This window comes from Streptomyces tricolor (assembly GCF_002155905.1).
In the GTDB taxonomy this organism is placed as follows: domain Bacteria; phylum Actinomycetota; class Actinomycetes; order Streptomycetales; family Streptomycetaceae; genus Streptomyces; species Streptomyces tricolor.
Genome location: NZ_MUMF01000433.1, coordinates 13,949 through 28,768, shown reverse-complemented (window position 1 = coordinate 28,768; position 14,820 = coordinate 13,949). Strand labels below are relative to the sequence as shown.

Sequence of the window (14,820 nt, the reverse complement as noted above, 5' to 3'; positions counted from 1 at the left end):
CCGCCTGGGGGCCGGCCGTCGGCCGACACTGCGCGGCAGATCACCGACCACGGCTTCCGCGCATGCTGGGCTTGCGGCTTGACCTTCGACCGGCTCGTCGCTCCACCGGAACCACGCCTCGTCGCCATCGACGCACAGAAGGAAGTCGGCCACCGGTCCCGAAGGCGCTTCACCTCAGCGAACACGGGCTCGGCAACGAACTTGCCCCGCAGTCAGGGGGAGTCGGTCTCCGTCACGGCGATCGTGCCGATCAAGGCGCCCCGGCGCACGACACTCCATGTGCTCACGTCGTGTCCGGAAAGTCCACGCAGCCCAGACGCTCATGGGTGGGAGGTCACGGAACACCCGCAGAACGGACGACCAGCGTCGCGGTGTTCCAGAACCGTCGTGCCTCGTCCAGGACATGGCACGCCCAGCGGGGGCACCGTGCAGACGAAGCTGAGTAAGACCTCCCTGATCGGCGCCTTGCGCCGAAGCGGTGAGCGCGGCGTACCAGCCGATCGCCGTCGCCCCGTCGGCGCCGCAACTGGGCGAGGACGTCGAACCGGGGCAACTTCGTATTCCGCGGTCCACAACCGATGGACGATCGTCCTGCCGCGCGCGCTCGACCCCGTGACCATGTCCACCCCCGCGCGGCAACCGGCCCCTGGCAGCCCGGTCATGCGAGGGGGCCGGCGGCCGCCCCGTCGGCGGGCCGTGGGTGGCTGAGGCCAGCTTGGCCCCGCCGGGCGCCTTCCGAGCGCGCTGCGGTCGTCTTCTGCCGCCGTCGGTGACGGGGCGTCGGCCGTACCGCGGTGTCCCCCGCCCCCAGCCCCTGAACCATCTGCGCCGGCTGGTGCTGCCCACGGACTGGAGGTCGGCGTTGTCGCCCCGCGCAATCGCCCCTGAGCGGTCCCTGACCCGACCCGGAAAAGCCCCTGACAGGCGCACCACATGAGCAGCGGTGCGCCTAACGTGACAACGGTGCCCCGGCCGGGTCCGCACGGCTGACGCAACCGTTCTCTTCACGAGGAGGATCCATGTCGTTCAGGGGCAGGGGCAGGGACAGATCCGCACTGCGGCGCATCGCCGGACGGGGCTTGGCCATGGCCATGGGAGCTGCCATGGCCGTCGTCGCCGGCCTCCCCGCCGCACCCGCGGCCCACGCGTCGCCGTCTGTCACCGGGGCCCTGCGGTGGGCACCGTGTGACGACCCGGCGAAGCCGGGAGCGGAGTGCGCCACTCTTTCGGTACCGGTCGACTGGGCCCACCCGGACGGGCCGAGACTCGACCTGGCCGTGGCCCGCCGCAAGGCCACCGACCCCGGCGCACGCGTCGGCTCGATGGTGTTCGGCCCCGGCGGGCCGGGCGACTCGGGTGTGGAGATGGTGGTGGGCCGCATCAGCCGGTTCAGCCCCGAGGTCCGCCGCAGGTTCGACATCGTCAGCTTCGACCCGCGCGGCGTGGGCGGCAGCAACCCGGTGACCTGCTCCGGCGACCTGATTGCCCAGCGGCCGTCACCGGAGCTGAGGAGCCAGGCGGACTTCGACGCCACCATGGCGTACAACAAGCGGCTCCGCGCCGACTGCCGGGCCCGTACCGGCCCGGTGTTCGACCACCTCGACACCGCCCAGACGGTCCGGGACCTGGACGCCCTCCGGGCCGCCCTCGGCGAGCGGAGACTCACCTTCCACGGCAGCTCGTACGGCACGCTGCTCGGCGCCCAGTACGCCGAGACCTACCCGCGCCGCGTGCGCGCGATGGTGCTGGAGAGCGTCATGGACCACAGCGTCCCGACCATCCGCGAGTTCCTGCAGGCCGAGGCGGCCGCGGCGGAGGATTCGTTCCAGGAGTTCGTGAAGTGGTGCGACGGTGCCGCGGACTGCGTGCTGCACGGCCGCGACGTCCGCGCCGTCTGGCACGGCCTGCTGGCCCGGGCCGGGCGCGGCGAGCTGGAGGACCCGGCGAAGCCGGGCGCCTCGCTGTCGCGTTCGGACCTGGTCAACAAGATCGCGTTCCGGAAGTTCTACCGGGCCGACTACGCGGGCCTGGCCACGGCGGTCGCGGGGATGGACGCGAGCAAGCCGCTGCCCGCGTCGCCCACGTCCATAGCGCCGCTGCATCCGGCCACCCCGGTCTTCTGCTCGGACTGGCACCTGCCGGTGCGCGACTACCAGGAGTACGCCTCGCTCGTCGCCCTGATGAACAGGACCGCGCCCGACCTGCCTCACCTGCTGCCGATCCACATGGCGGCGGCGTGTCTGGGCGCGCCGACCGCCAACCCGCAGCACCGCCTGGACGTACACGGTGCCCCGCCGATCCTGGTGTCCAACGCTCTGCACGACCCCGCCACCGGCTACCCGTGGGCGGTCTCGGTGGCCCGGCAGCTCGGCCGCAGCGGCGTGCTCCTCACCTACGAGGGCAACGGCCACGGCAGCGTCACCAGCGGCCCGTGCATGGAGGACACCGTGGACAGCTATCTCACCGACCTCGCCGTCCCAGCACGGGGCACGAGCTGCCCCGCCGTGCCGTCCTGACCGCTGGCCGACCGGATCCGCTGGAGAGCGGATCCGGTCGGAAGGCGATCGTGACGCGGAGGCACTTCGCCGACGGCCAGGGCAAGTTGCGAGCCCTTCCTGCCGGTAGGCGATTTACGGCCCGTACGCCGAGCGGCTGCTGCGGATCAGTTCGAGGGAGTGATCTGACGGTTCAGGACCGGCGCGCAGTGGCGTAGACGCCGGGCGAGTGGCAGCGGCGGCTGCGGATGCCCACCAGGCGTCGGCCACTGGCCGGAACCAGCACGACCTCCGGCACCGGCACCGCCTCCAGCTCTGCGGTCCCCGTGTCATCCGGCCGCCATCACGCACGGTATGTGATCGATAACGATCCGGACCCAGCCCTTGTGAACGGTGTGATCCGTTTTAGCCTCCGGCCATGGGATTTCTCTCAAGCCGCCGCAATCGGGCCCGTGTCGCCCCTGAACTCGACGACCAGGAGCTGGGCAGACTGCTGAAGTCCCTGCTGGCGACCACCAGGACGGGAACGATCGCCACCACCGATCTGTGCGCGGCTCAGGTGTCCCGGCTTCTGGACCAGGATCCGGGCGACTGGGACCGCCGTACGCACCGCATCAGCGTTCTGGCGGACTTCCTCGCCGCATCACGGCTGCCGCGGTCCTGGGCCGCGCGTGAGCCCCGCAACGCGACCGCGCTCGTGCTGCATGCCTGGTCCCAGGTGGCGCAGAGCCGCGACCAGGACCGTCCGGGTGACACGGACGACGCCGTGGAGAGCTGTCTGCGCGCCGCCGAACTCGCGCCGGACGATCCCACCCCCTGGGTGGCCCTGCTCCAGGTGGCGCGCCGGCAGCGCTGGAAGCAGCCCCAGGTGTTCGGGGTGTGGAACGAGGTGCTCGCGCGGGACCGCTGGAACCGCGAGGCGTACATGAACATGCTGAGCTACCTCACCCCGGAGGAAGGAGGCTCCCGGCTGCAGGTGCTGGAGTTCGTCGACGCGCTGGTCGCCCGCGTGCCCGCCAACGCGCCCTGCGTGGCGACGGAACTCACCGCCCAGGTCTTCCAGTACCACGCCATTCTCGGCCGGGGCGGATACGAAGCGCTGGTGGCACGGACCCACTGGTCCCAGGGGATGGCCGCCCAGGCCCTCGACCGCGTGGCGCACACGTGGGGGCAGCCGGGATTCCTCCGGCACGCCAAGGCCCGTGCCGACTTGAACCTCCTCGCCTACGCGCTGATGGCCGGCGACCGCCGCGCCGAGGCGCGGGCGGTGTTCGAGGCCATCGGTGGCGTCGTCACCGAGTGGCCCTGGCACATGGGCGGCGACCCCCTCACCGAGTTCGAACAGGCGCAGCGCAGGGCCACTGTCGGACTGTGAGGGGGAGGGGCTGGAGTGGCGGGCTGGGCGCCCCTCGTCCTCTTCGGGGTGTCCGGCGCGGACGCCCGGCCCGCCGGAAGGCCGGGTCTCAGCAGACGAGGCACGAAGTGGCCGAGAACGTGTCGCCCAGCTCGGGGATCGTGACGACGAGCCGGTCCGCGGGGGGCGCCCGGCCCCTCACAGCACCAGCTCGCTCCCGTCCGGCAGGACCTCGGCGCCGTGTTCGCTCACGTGGGCGCGGGCGGGCGAGGCGGGGTCGAGCAGCGGGTTGGTGTTGTTGAGGTGGGTGTAGATCCGGCGCGGACCGGGATGGCGGGCCAGTGCGGCGAGGGAGCCGTCCGGTCCGCTGACCGGAAGATGGCCCATGGCGGCCTGACCTGCCCCGGAGCGCACCGCCGTGCCCATCTCGTCGGCGGCGAAGAACGTGCCGTCCAGCAGCACGCAGTCGGCGTCGGCGCACAGCGCGTCCAGGACGGGGCTCCAGGCGCCGACGCAGGGCGCGTACACCAGCACTCCCCCGCTGGCCAGGTCCTCGACGCGGTACGCCGTCACCCACGGCCCCGCGGGCACGGGGCCCTGCGCCGGTACGTACTTCGGGATCTTCGTCCCCACCGGATGGGCGGTGACGACGAGCCCGCCGGCCAGCACGAACCCGCCGTCGGCCAGGCTGTCCGCCCACTCCCAGGAGGCGTAGCGGTCGAGCGCGGCGCGGGCGGGGGCGAGGACGGAGCGCACCGGCGGCGCGGCGTAGACCTTCAGGCCGGCCGCTCCGCGCAGCTCGGTCAGGCCGGTCACGTGGTCGGCCTCGGCGTCGGTGAGCAGCACTCCGCGCAGCGGCGTGTCCCGGGGGCCGGGCCCGGGCCACAGGGGCGGAGTCGTGGTGAGCTGTGTCCGCAGGTCGGGCGAGGCGTTCAGCAGCCACCAGTCGCGGCCGTTGCCGGTGACGGCGGCGCACTCCTGGGTCCGGGAGGGCAGCTTGCCGTCCCGGGCGGCGGTGCAGAGCGCGCAGGCGCAGTTCCACTGCGGGAAGCCGCCCCCGGCGGCGGTGCCCAGCAGGACGACCCTCACGACCATCGGCTCCTTCACGCTCGCCCGGAACTTGTCTCCCGCTGGGATCTTCCCTGTGCGGAGGCCGGTGACTACCGGTGGCAGGGGGCAGTTCCGGCCGTCCTTCGGCGGGAGGGTTCCGGGTGGCGTACGCCGGTGCGGGTGGTGTGCGGTCGCCCGCGCCGCTTCGCGCGCGCTTCTTCGGGGCGCCGGTTCACCGGGCCAGCAGAGTGCGCACTCCCTGGGAGGTGAGGGTGAGCCCGTGGGCTGAGCTGCCGTCGATGGCGAGGGACAGCTCTCCCTCGGGCCACTGTGCGGCGAGCGCGCCGAGCGGGATCAGGCGGTACCGCGAGACGAACGGCAGCAGCTCCGCCATCTCGCCCTCCGAGGTGAACACCGGGACGACCGGTTCGCCCCCGGGCTGCTCCAGAACGGGCAGGGCCACCGACGTCGCGTCGGCGCCGTTCCCGTCCATCGCGTCGTCCGGTACCGGGACGAGTACGTCACTGTGGGCGAGGGTGTCCAGCGCGGCTTGGTCCTCGGCGTTCACGGCCAGCGCGTCCAGTGCCTGCTGGGCCGGCGTCGGCAGGCCCTCGTGTGCGGGTGTCTCCATGGTTGATCCCCAGGTAGCGGGCGGTCGTACGGGCGCTCCGGGCAGGCTGGTGCCCGGCGTGCTCCCGCCTCGCGTACCCGGTGGGGTGCCGGGCATGCGTGGGGATCGGGGGGACGTCCGGTGGGGAGCCGATGAGGACGGCGGCGGCCGGGAAGCGGTCAGCGCCGGGCATCGTCACCCGCGCGCGCCCGGCGCGCTCGGGCGTGGCCGCATGCGGACGCACCCCTGTTCCGCGACGCCGAGGCGGCGGCCTTCGTCCATCGGGGCGTCCACGCGGTGGACGGAGTCCCGGAGCCGGGCCACCGGGTCACCGGTGGGCTGCCCGAGGTGCCGGGGGTGACCTGGCCCGGCGCGCCGGCACCGGGGGACGTGGACGCCTGTGCCCCCGGTGCTCGCCGTGGCACTCGACGGGGTGCGGGGCGCGCCTGACCCGGGGACGCGCGGCGGCGGGGTGGGCGGCGTCGCGGTCCGCGTGCGGCGCTCACCCGAAGGCGACGGTCAGCTCGAAGTGGTCGGGGTCGAGCAGGCTGACGACGTGCTCCACGAAGGAGCCGTCGGCGGCCCGGCTGGTGCGGCGCCCGGCGAGGAACCAGTCGCCCGGCGCGCGGCGCAGCAGCCCGGCCTCCCGGGCGTCGATGCGGTGTCCGGACACCCGCTGCTCCCCGTGGTCGGGCCGCAGCCCGGCCCGTCGCAGCACCTCGGCGAGGGGCTCCTGGCCGAGGCCCCGGGCGGGCAGCTCGCGGACCCCGGGCACCGGCGGCAGGAAGGTGCGCTCGTACGACAGCACGGTCCCGTCCGGGACCCGTTCCCGGGTCCGCTCCACGCACACGAAGGCGTCCTTCTCCAGGCCGAGTCCGGCGGCCAGCGCGCTGTCGCGGATCTCGCGTACGGCGAGGGTCCGCACGGTGCTGTCCACGTCCCGCAGGGCGAGCGCGCGGGCCCGGCCGGGGCGGTCGTCCGGTGGGCGGCCGTCGAAGACGACGTAGGAGCCCTTGCCCGTGCGGGTGGTGATCAGGCCCTGCTCGGTCAGTTCGGCGAGGGCCGCGCGGATGGTCGTACGGCTGACACCGAACCGCGCGGCGAGGGCGTGCTCGCCGGGCAGCCGCTCGCCGGCCGGGTGGCCGCCGGTGCGGATCTCCGTGGCGAGGATCCGGCCGATCCGCTGGTGCTTGAGCGGGACGCCGGTCACGGCCCGGCCTCGGCGAGCAGGTCGGCGATGGTGGTGACCCGGACCAGCGGCCGGTACAGCTCCATGATCTGCAGCGCCTTGAGGTGGGAGTCGTCGTCCACGCCGGCGCAGGCGTCCGCGACGACCAGTACCTCGGCGCCGGCGTCCGCGGCGGCCAGGGCGGTGGACAGCACACAGCAGTCGGTGCTGACACCGGCCAGGACCAGGCGGCCGTCCGGGCCGGTCCGGGCGGCGAGTTCGGGGGTCCACTTGCCGAAGGTGGCGGTGTCCAGGACGTGGTCGGCGAGACCGGCGAACTCGTCGGTGAGGGCCCAGAGTTCGGCATCCGGGGGGCGGCGGGCGAAGGGGTACTGCTCGTAGTAGGCGCGCCAGGCGCCGACGGGCTCCCGCGGGGCCAGGAAGCGGGTGAAGGTGACCCGCCCGGCGAAGGCGGGCAGCAGGGCGTGGACGCCGGCCGCCGCGTCGGCGTACCGGGGGGTGGCCCAGGGGCTCGCCGGGTCGGCGAAGACGCGCTGCATGTCGATGACGGCGAGATGTCCTGCGCTCATGGGAGGCGCACCCCCTTCCGGGCGGCGCGGCCGGCGGCGCTCACCGGTTCACCACCTGCGCATCGAGCGCCGGGCTCGGCGCCTGGGCCTCCTGGGCCCGCACCCGGCCCCGGCCCAGCAGCAGCGTACCGAGGAAGGCGAGCGCCAGGGCGACCAGGACGCCCAGGTTGGCGTAGGCCCAGGCGCCGGTCCTGCCGCCGAGGCCGAGCGGCTCCAGCAGATAGCCCTGCCAGGTCAGCCAGCGTGCGGCGGTGTTCGTGACCAGGCCCCAGCCGACGGCCGTGGCGGCGAGGGTGAGGCACAGCGGGACGAGCGGGACGTCGCCGTAGCGGCCGTGCGGGCGGAACAGGTCGCCGTCGTCGTAGTCGCGGCGGCGCAGCGCCAGGTCGGCGAGCATCACGCCGGCCCAGGCGGCGATGGGCACGCCGAGTGTGGTGAGGAAACCCATGAACTGGCCGAGGAAGTCGTCGGCGAAGAACACGATGTAGATCGCGCCGGCGATCATCAGCAGCCCGTCGAAGAGCGCGGCCAGATAGCGGGGCACCCGCTGCCCGGCCGCGAGCAGGGCCAGGCCGGAGGAGTAGATGTCGAGGACGGCACCGCCGACCAGGCCCAGGACGGCGACCACGGCGAACGGCACCAGGAACCAGGTGGGCAGGAGCGTGGTCAGCGCGCCGATCGGGTCGGCCGCGATCGCTGTGCTCAGCCGCTCGGAGGCGCCGGCCAGCAGCAGGCCGAAGACCAGCAGGACGAAGGGGGCCAGGGAGGCGCCGAAGGCGGTCCAGCCGATCACCCCCCGGCTGGAGGAGCCGCGCGGCAGGTAGCGGGAGTAGTCGGCGGCGGCGTTGACCCAGCCGAGGCCGAAGCCGGTCATCATGAACACCACCGCGCCGATGAACTGCTGTGCCGATCCGGCCGGGACGGCGTCGACCGTGCCCCAGTGGATGTGGTCGGCGACCAGGGCGATGTAGACGAGGGTGAGGACGCCCGTGATCAGGGTGATCCAGGTCTGCAGCCGCATGATCAGGTCGAACCCCATGACCCCGCCGACGACGGTGAGCGCGGCCACCACCAGGAGGGCGACCGCCTTGGTCTCGGTGCCGCCGCCCCAGCCGAGGCTGCTGAAGACGGTGGCGGTGGCCATCGTGGCGAGCGCGGTCAGGACCGTCTCCCAGCCGACGGTGAGCATCCAGGAGACGACGGACGGCAGCCGGTTGCCGCGCACGCCGTAGGCGGCCCGGCTGAGCACCATGGTCGGTGCCGAGCCGCGCTTCCCGGCGACCGCGATGAGACCGCACAGCAGGAACGAGCCGGTGATGCCGAGCACACCGGCGGCCAGGGCCTGCCAGAAGGAGATGCCGAAGCCGAGCGCGAAGGCGCCGTAGCTGAGGCCGAGGACGGAGACGTTGGCTCCGAACCAGGGCCAGAACAGGGAGCGCGGGGTGCCTCTGCGCTCCGCGTCCTCGATCACGTCGAGCCCGTGCGTCTCCACCTGGAGGGGGTGGCCGGCGGCTCCGCTGCCGAGAGGGTCGTGCGGATGCGTCATCGCCGCGCCACCTGCCCTACCTGTCCAGACATGACCACCGACGCTAGGACCGCCGCCCCGGGCCGTCAAGGCGGTCCGGTCCGGTGTGATCAGCGGTCGAACTCCTCCTGGATCGGGGTCCTGGGCTCCTCCCGCAGGTGCTGGGAGAGTCCCGGCTTGCCGCCGTGCCGTGCCTGTTCCGCCCGCTGGGTGGCGTCGGTGCCGAGGTCCGAGTCCGGGTCCACCCGGACCGACCGGGCCACGTCCGCGCGGTTGGTGTACTCCTCGGCGGGCATGCCGCCCAGGGCCTTGACGACCTCATCCGAGGCCCCCGCCTGCCGTGCGGCCGAGACCAGCCGGTCCTTGTCGGCCGGATAGGTCACGTCCTTCAGCGCGTCCAGCACCTCGGGGACGCTGGTGCGTGCCGTGCTCATGACGCCTCCCTACGCGTCGCCCTGCGCGTCGTCGCTCTCGTCCGTGGTCTCGTTCGCGTTCTCGTCGCCGGTCTCCGCTCCTTCCGCCTGTGACGGAGTGGTGCGCGGCGGCTGTTCCGTATCGGGGGCGTCCGGCTCCCGTTCGCCCTCGGCCTGGGAAGGTGTGTTCTCGCTCATCGGATGCTCTCGGTCCTCTCACACGCGTGGCGCGCTCTTTCCGGAGCCCCGGGTACCCGTGCGACGGGAGACCCATCACCGACGGAATCTCTGAATCCGCTTCCGCTGGATGGGTACCTGACCAGTCCGGCGCAGCATGCGGCGCCGGCCCGATGATCCTGCACCAACTCACCGCCTGGAGGAGCCATGGCGGGTATCACCCCACCTGACCTGCAGAAAGCCCTGTCGGGCGTGGACTACCCGGCGACGTCCGAACAGCTTCAGAAGGTCGCCAAGAAGAACCACGCGTCCAAGGAGATCACCGACCGGATCTCCCACCTCGGGAAGAAGGAGTTCCAGAACCCCGCCGAGGTCAGCAAGGCCGTCTTCCAGAACGAGTGACGGCGACCGGACACGGGGCGCGGCGGCCGGACGCCTTCGCTCCGGCCGCCGCGCGTGCGGTCAGCCCGGTCCGGGACGCTCGCCGGACCGCACGACGGGCAGGGCGAGGGAGACCGGGCCGGACGCGCCCGGGCCGCCCTTGCAGGAGTCGTGGCAGTCCTTCTCCAGGCTGCAGCACAGCGAGCAGATCGCGCCCCGGTGGAACGGGCAGCCGGCCATGTCCGGCCGTTCGAAGCCGGTCGCGCAGACCGAGCAGGTCAGGACGGCGGCCGAGGGCAGGCCGTCCGCGCCGAGCAGCGGCTCGGGCAGGTCGTCGGTCCGGGCGATGTAGTAGCGGCCCCGGGTGAGCACCGCGAGCAGCGGTGAGAGCGCCATGGCCAGGAACAGCGCGAGGAACGGTGAGAACGCCTTCCCGTACGCGCCGAAGGCCTCGAAGTACGCGGCGACGGAGACCGCGGAGGCGATCAGCATCGAGCCGAAGCCGACCGGGTTGAAGTGGTACAGGTGGGCCCGTTTGAACTCGATGTACGACGGGCTCAGCTTCAGCGGCTTGTTGATGACCAGGTCGGCGACGACCGCGCCGATCCAGGCGATCGCCACGTTGGAGTAGAAGCCGAGCACCGTGTTGAGGAAGCCGAAGACGCCGCCCTCCATCAGGGCGAGCGCTATGCCGACGTTGAGGAAGATATAGACGACCCGGCCGGGGTGGCGGTGCGTCAGCCGGGAGAAGAAGTTCGACCAGGACAGGGAGCCGGAGTAGGCGTTGGTCGCGTTGATCTTCACCTGGGACAGGATGACGAAGAAGGTGGCCAGGCCCAGGGCGACCGGCGCGGCGAACGTCCCGAATCCGTGGACGTACTGCTGGATCGGCTCGTCGGCCTTGCCGAGCCCCACGCTGCCGGCGATGCAGAAGGCGAGGAAGGCGCCCCCGATCTGCTTCAGCGCCCCGAGGACCACCCAGCCGGGGCCGGCGCCGAGCACCGCGGCCCACCACCGCCGGCTGTTCCGCGGGGTCTTGTCGGGCATGAAGCGCAGGTAGTCGACCTGTTCGCCGATCTGCGCGATCAGCGACAGCGCGACGCCCGCGCCCGCCCCCACACCGAGCATGCTGACGGTCGAGCCGGTGGGCGAGTCGCCCGCGAAGTGCGTGAACTCCGCGAATCTGGACGGCTCCTGGAGCGCGATGGACACGAACGGGGCGACCATCAGCACCAGCCAGACCGGCTGGGTCCACACCTGCATCCGGGACAGCGCGGTCATGCCGTGGACGACGAGCGGCAGGATGACCAGCGAGCAGACGACGTACCCGACGGCGAGCGGGATGTGCAGGCCCAGTTGGAGGGCCTGCGCCATGATGGAGCCTTCGAGGGCGAAGAAGATGAAGGTGAAGCTCGCGTAGATCACCGAGGTGAGCGTCGAGCCGAGGTACCCGAATCCGGCGCCCCGGGTCAGCAGGTCCATGTCGATGGAGTACTTCGCCGAGTAGTACGAGATCGGGATGCCGGTGAGGAAGATGACCACCGCCGCGGTCAGGATCGCCACCAGGGCGCTGGAGAAGCCGTGCGAGACGGCGATCGAGCCGCCGATGGCGAAGTCCGCGAGGTAGGCGATGCCGCCGAGGGCGGTGGTCGCCACGACGTACGGGGACCAGCGGCGGAAGGACTTGGGCGCGTAGCGCAGCGAGTAGTCCTCCACCGTGTCGTTCTGCGTCCAGCCGTTGTACGTACGGCCGCCGGGCGGGGCCGGTGGCGCTTGGTCGTCGACGATCTCCGTCACGGCGCTCCCCTCTGCCTGCGCTGCTCCCGGACGGCCCGGGGCAGTGCAGGAAGGTTCGTGCCGCGGTGTTGCCCGGCTGTTTCGCGGCCTTTACAAGACGGCGACCTGGCGGGAGGTGACATCCCTCACACGGAGCTGGGCGACTAGGCGGGACGGATAGTAGATGCCTCCGCCATGACAAATGGGATTTGTCCGTCTTGCCGCGGGCGCACGGCGCGGTGCCGGAGATGCCGGGCCGGCCGCGCGGGCTTTTCCCGCATTCGTCGCCGCTCGGGCGCTTCTGACGGTACGGCAGCCTGGCGCAAACATCGCGGTCGCGAAGTCGGCATCTCTCGGCTCACCTGGCAAGGCCCGTGCCGACCTACTAGGCCAGGTAGTAGGCGCGCCCTTTGCGCTCCCTTTGCGGCCGTCCCAAGAATGAGCGCTCGGCGATCACCGAGTGAGGTTGACGTATGGGCCAGCACCGCAAAACGAAGCACTACCGGCGAATAGTCATCACCGCCCTAGCCGTCGGCGCCGTGGGCGTGCCATCCGTCGCACTGGCCTGCGGCGAATGGCCGTACGGCACGGACGGCCGGACGCAGACCGCCCCGACGAGCGCACCCGTCGGGCAGTGGCAGCATGCCCCCGGGCATCACGACAGCAATGAGTACGACGGCGGCGCGCCCCTGATCACCGTGCCGCCCACGCCCTCGGCCACGGAGCGTCCGAGCGACCGCCCGACCGCCGAGAAGACGGCCCCGCAGCAGAAGGCCACGAAGAAGAAGGCCGCGAAGAAGAAGGCCACCGCCGAGCACAAGGCCACGACGGTCCCGCAGCCCCCGCGGACCGCCGCTCCCGGCACGCCCGAGGCGACCGCCTCCGCGTCCGCGGCCCCCGCCGCGCCGAGCACGCCGCAGCCCGCCGCCACGGCGTCCGGAGTCTCCGGCGAGATCGTGCGGCTCGTGAACGCCGAGCGCGCCAAGGTAGGTTGCCAGGCGCTGACCCTCAACTCGGCGCTGACGAAGGCCGCGCAGGCGCACAGCGAGGACATGGCGGCCCACCGGAACATGTCGCACACCGGATCCGACGGGTCGAACCCGGGCGACCGCATCACGCGCGCCGGCTACGCCTGGAGCACCTACGGCGAGAACGTCGCCTACGGCTACAGCACGGCGGAGCAGGTCATGGCGGGCTGGATGTCCAGCCCGGGCCACCGGGCCAACATCCTCAACTGCTCCTTCAAGGAGATCGGTGTCGGTCTCGCGCAGCCCGGCAGCTACTGGACTCAGGACTTCGGCACCGCCCGCTGAGCGACGGCGGCCGGCGCCTCGGCCCGGCCGCCGGGACCCGCTGGTTCGGGCAGGGTGCGCAGCAGCAGCCAGCTCAGCACCGGCATCAGGACCAGCGGGGCCAGCGCCGTCCGCAGGGAGGTCGCGTCGGCGACCCGGCCGATGAGGGGGCTCGCCAGTCCCCCGACGCTGACGGTCAGACCGAGGGTGACTCCACCGGCCGTGCCGACCCGGGAGGGCAGGTAGTCCTGGCCGAGCGTCACCTGGAGGGAGAACGGCACGTACAGTCCGGCGGAGGTCAGGGCCACGCACAGGTACAGCGCGGGACCGGGGACCCACACCACGCCGGCGACCGCCGCGACCGAGAGCAGGTACGACCAGCGGCAGACCGTCACCCGGTCCCAGCGCCCGGCCAGCCGTCCGCCGAGGACGGAACCGGCGGCGCCGCCCAGGTAGAGGACGAACAGCGCGGCCGTACCGGCTGCCGTACCGCCGCCCAGGCGCTGCGCGGCGTACAGGGACAGGAAGCTGCTCAGGCCGGTGAACACCACCGAGCGGCACACCACGGCCAGGGACAGCCTCAGGAAGGACGCCGTGTCGTCGGCGCCGGCCGGCGGTGCCGTACCGGCCAGGTGCCGCCGCTGCTCCGGGGCGCGCAGGGCGGTCAGGTTCAGCGCGGCGCCGACCAGCGCCGGCAGCACCAGCAGCGGGGTCCAGCCGAGTCCGCCCGTGCCCACGACGGCCGTGACCAGGAGCGGGGCCAGGGCGAAGCCGACGTTGCCGCCCAGGGCGAACCAGCCCATGGCGCTGTGGCTGCCGCCGCCGGCCAGCCGGGCGACGCGGGCGGACTCGGGGTGGTACGCGGCCACTCCCGCACCCGACACCGCCACGCACGCCAGCGTCAGCGCGTACGAGCCGCCGGTCGCGCTCAGCGCGATGCCCAGGCCGGCCAGCAGCGTCGCGGCAGGCAACAGAAAGGGCACGGGGCGGCGGTCGGTGAGCGCGCCGAACAGCGGCTGAGCCACCGAGGACAGCAGGGAGGCGGCCAGGACGACGCCCGCCGCCGCGGCGTAGCCGTAGCCGCGCTCGGCCACCAGGAACGGGATCAGGGACGCCACGGCTCCCTGGTAGACGTCGACACAGGCGTGCCCGACGGACAGCAGGGTGATCGATGCTTTCCTTCGCACCCGGTCATGCTCCGGCGCCGCGGGGCTGTCGCGCTTTCGATAATCTGCCAGGTGATGACGGAGATCCGCCACGAGCCGGTGGCCCCCACCCGCACCCAGTGGCTGGCGTCCGGCGCGGCGATCGGCGCCCACCGGCACGACGACCACCAGATCGTCTACGCGGGCCGGGGCGTACTGGCCGTCACCACCGACGCGGGTTCCTGGGTCGCCCCGGCCACCCGGGCCCTGTGGGTGCCGGCCGGCACCGTGCACGCCCACCAGGCGCACGGCGCGCTCGAACTCCATCTCGTGGGCCTGCCCGCGGCGGAGAACCCGCTCGGCCTGCACACGCCGACCGTGCTCGCCGTGGGGCCGCTGCTGCGCGAACTGATCGTCGCCCACACCCGGGGCCCGCAGGACGGCAGTCCCGAACGGGCGCGGCTGCGCGCGGTGCTGCTGGACCAGTTGCGCGCCTCGCCGCAGCAGCCGCTGCATCTGCCGACGCCCGCGTCCCCCGTGCTGCGGGCGCTGTGCGACCTCCTGCGCGCCGATCCGGCCGACGGCCGCACGCTGGCCGAGCTGGGCCGTCGGGTCGGGGCGAGCGACCGTACGCTCTCCCGGCTGTTCCGCCGCGATCTCGGGATGACGTTCCCGCAGTGGCGCACCCAGCTGCGGCTGCACCACGCGCTGGTCCTGCTGGCCGAAGGGACGCCGGTGACCACGGTGGCGCACCGGTGCGGCTGGTCCTCGGCCAGCGCGTTCATCGACGTCTTCCGGCGTACCTTCGGGCACACGCCGGGCAGCGCTGCGCGCCCCTGACGGG

The 14,820-nt window shown here is 72.9% G+C and carries 14 protein-coding genes; 5 read left to right on the top strand and 9 right to left on the bottom strand.

Annotated elements, in window-relative coordinates:
- Positions 1-1,091: 1,091 nt before the first annotated feature.
- Positions 1,092-2,516 carry an alpha/beta hydrolase gene (locus CCN44_RS28570; RefSeq protein ID WP_414820524.1) on the top strand — a complete coding sequence of 475 codons (1,425 nt, stop codon included), beginning with the start codon at positions 1,092-1,094 and terminating at the stop codon, positions 2,514-2,516.
- Between the two features lie 397 nt (positions 2,517-2,913).
- Positions 2,914-3,870, top strand: coding sequence for a tetratricopeptide repeat protein (locus CCN44_RS28565; protein ID WP_059247543.1), 957 nt, complete (start codon positions 2,914-2,916; stop codon positions 3,868-3,870).
- Positions 3,871-4,047: 177 nt separating this feature from the next.
- Here CCN44_RS28565 and pqqB read toward each other — a convergent pair whose 3' ends face one another.
- The 7 genes from pqqB to CCN44_RS45185 all read right to left on the bottom strand — a co-directional run bounded on the left by pqqB (position 4,048) and on the right by CCN44_RS45185 (position 9,403).
- Positions 4,048-4,944: a pyrroloquinoline quinone biosynthesis protein PqqB gene (pqqB, locus tag CCN44_RS28560; protein WP_223283990.1), complete on the bottom strand. Its 897-nt coding sequence runs from the start codon at positions 4,942-4,944 to the stop codon at positions 4,048-4,050.
- Between the two features lie 187 nt (positions 4,945-5,131).
- On the bottom strand, positions 5,132-5,530 hold the full coding sequence (locus CCN44_RS28555) for an SseB family protein (RefSeq protein WP_059247544.1): 399 nt from the start codon (positions 5,528-5,530) through the stop codon (positions 5,132-5,134).
- A 481-nt stretch (positions 5,531-6,011) separates the two neighbouring features.
- The gene (locus CCN44_RS28550) at positions 6,012-6,719 is read right to left on the bottom strand and encodes a GntR family transcriptional regulator (RefSeq protein WP_086700696.1); all 708 of its coding nucleotides are present in this window, start codon (positions 6,717-6,719) and stop codon (positions 6,012-6,014) included.
- Entirely contained in the window at positions 6,716-7,267 is a 552-nt protein-coding gene (locus tag CCN44_RS28545) for an isochorismatase family protein (protein ID WP_086700693.1), read from the bottom strand. Before CCN44_RS28545 ends, CCN44_RS28550 begins: the two co-directional genes overlap by 4 nt.
- A 40-nt stretch (positions 7,268-7,307) precedes the next feature.
- On the bottom strand, positions 7,308-8,813 hold the full coding sequence (locus CCN44_RS28540) for a purine-cytosine permease family protein (RefSeq protein ID WP_086700689.1): 1,506 nt from the start codon (positions 8,811-8,813) through the stop codon (positions 7,308-7,310).
- An 89-nt stretch (positions 8,814-8,902) separates the two neighbouring features.
- A complete protein-coding gene (locus CCN44_RS28535) occupies positions 8,903-9,226 on the bottom strand; it encodes a DUF2795 domain-containing protein (protein ID WP_086700686.1) in 324 nt (107 codons plus the stop codon).
- 9 nt (positions 9,227-9,235) lie between these two features.
- A complete protein-coding gene (locus tag CCN44_RS45185; RefSeq protein ID WP_167404040.1) occupies positions 9,236-9,403 on the bottom strand; it encodes a hypothetical protein in 168 nt (55 codons plus the stop codon).
- Positions 9,404-9,589: 186 nt separating this feature from the next.
- Between CCN44_RS45185 and CCN44_RS28530 the strand changes: the two genes are divergently transcribed.
- On the top strand, positions 9,590-9,784 hold the full coding sequence (locus CCN44_RS28530) for a DUF2795 domain-containing protein (RefSeq protein ID WP_059247549.1): 195 nt from the start codon (positions 9,590-9,592) through the stop codon (positions 9,782-9,784).
- 60 nt (positions 9,785-9,844) lie between these two features.
- Here CCN44_RS28530 and CCN44_RS28525 read toward each other — a convergent pair whose 3' ends face one another.
- On the bottom strand, positions 9,845-11,560 hold the full coding sequence (locus CCN44_RS28525; RefSeq protein ID WP_086700684.1) for a purine-cytosine permease family protein: 1,716 nt from the start codon (positions 11,558-11,560) through the stop codon (positions 9,845-9,847).
- Between the two features lie 452 nt (positions 11,561-12,012).
- Between CCN44_RS28525 and CCN44_RS28520 the strand changes: the two genes are divergently transcribed.
- A complete protein-coding gene (locus tag CCN44_RS28520) occupies positions 12,013-12,852 on the top strand; it encodes a CAP domain-containing protein (RefSeq protein ID WP_059247551.1) in 840 nt (279 codons plus the stop codon).
- On the opposite strand, the gene CCN44_RS28515 is transcribed toward CCN44_RS28520, so the two are convergent.
- On the bottom strand, positions 12,828-14,018 hold the full coding sequence (locus tag CCN44_RS28515; RefSeq protein ID WP_059247552.1) for an MFS transporter: 1,191 nt from the start codon (positions 14,016-14,018) through the stop codon (positions 12,828-12,830). The two genes, CCN44_RS28520 and CCN44_RS28515, sit on opposite strands and share 25 nt — an antisense overlap.
- 54 nt (positions 14,019-14,072) lie before the next feature.
- Between CCN44_RS28515 and CCN44_RS28510 the strand changes: the two genes are divergently transcribed.
- On the top strand, positions 14,073-14,816 hold the full coding sequence (locus tag CCN44_RS28510; protein WP_059247553.1) for an AraC family transcriptional regulator: 744 nt from the start codon (positions 14,073-14,075) through the stop codon (positions 14,814-14,816).
- Positions 14,817-14,820 lie beyond the last annotated feature (4 nt).

Excerpts from the sequence above, each read along its gene's own strand:
- pqqB (WP_223283990.1), bottom strand. The coding sequence starts at position 4,944 with ATGGTCGTGAGGGTCGTCCTGCTGGGCACCGCCGCCGGGGGCGGCTTC.
- CCN44_RS28555 (WP_059247544.1), bottom strand. The coding sequence starts at position 5,530 with ATGGAGACACCCGCACACGAGGGCCTGCCGACGCCGGCCCAGCAGGCA.
- CCN44_RS28510 (WP_059247553.1), top strand. The coding sequence starts at position 14,073 with ATGACGGAGATCCGCCACGAGCCGGTGGCCCCCACCCGCACCCAGTGG.
- CCN44_RS28545 (WP_086700693.1), bottom strand. The coding sequence starts at position 7,267 with ATGAGCGCAGGACATCTCGCCGTCATCGACATGCAGCGCGTCTTCGCC.
- CCN44_RS28565 (WP_059247543.1), top strand. The coding sequence starts at position 2,914 with ATGGGATTTCTCTCAAGCCGCCGCAATCGGGCCCGTGTCGCCCCTGAA.
- CCN44_RS28520 (WP_059247551.1), top strand. The coding sequence starts at position 12,013 with ATGGGCCAGCACCGCAAAACGAAGCACTACCGGCGAATAGTCATCACC.
- CCN44_RS45185 (WP_167404040.1), bottom strand. The coding sequence starts at position 9,403 with ATGAGCGAGAACACACCTTCCCAGGCCGAGGGCGAACGGGAGCCGGAC.
- CCN44_RS28570 (WP_414820524.1), top strand. The coding sequence starts at position 1,092 with ATGGGAGCTGCCATGGCCGTCGTCGCCGGCCTCCCCGCCGCACCCGCG.
- CCN44_RS28535 (WP_086700686.1), bottom strand. The coding sequence starts at position 9,226 with ATGAGCACGGCACGCACCAGCGTCCCCGAGGTGCTGGACGCGCTGAAG.
- CCN44_RS28530 (WP_059247549.1), top strand. The coding sequence starts at position 9,590 with ATGGCGGGTATCACCCCACCTGACCTGCAGAAAGCCCTGTCGGGCGTG.
- CCN44_RS28540 (WP_086700689.1), bottom strand. The coding sequence starts at position 8,813 with ATGACGCATCCGCACGACCCTCTCGGCAGCGGAGCCGCCGGCCACCCC.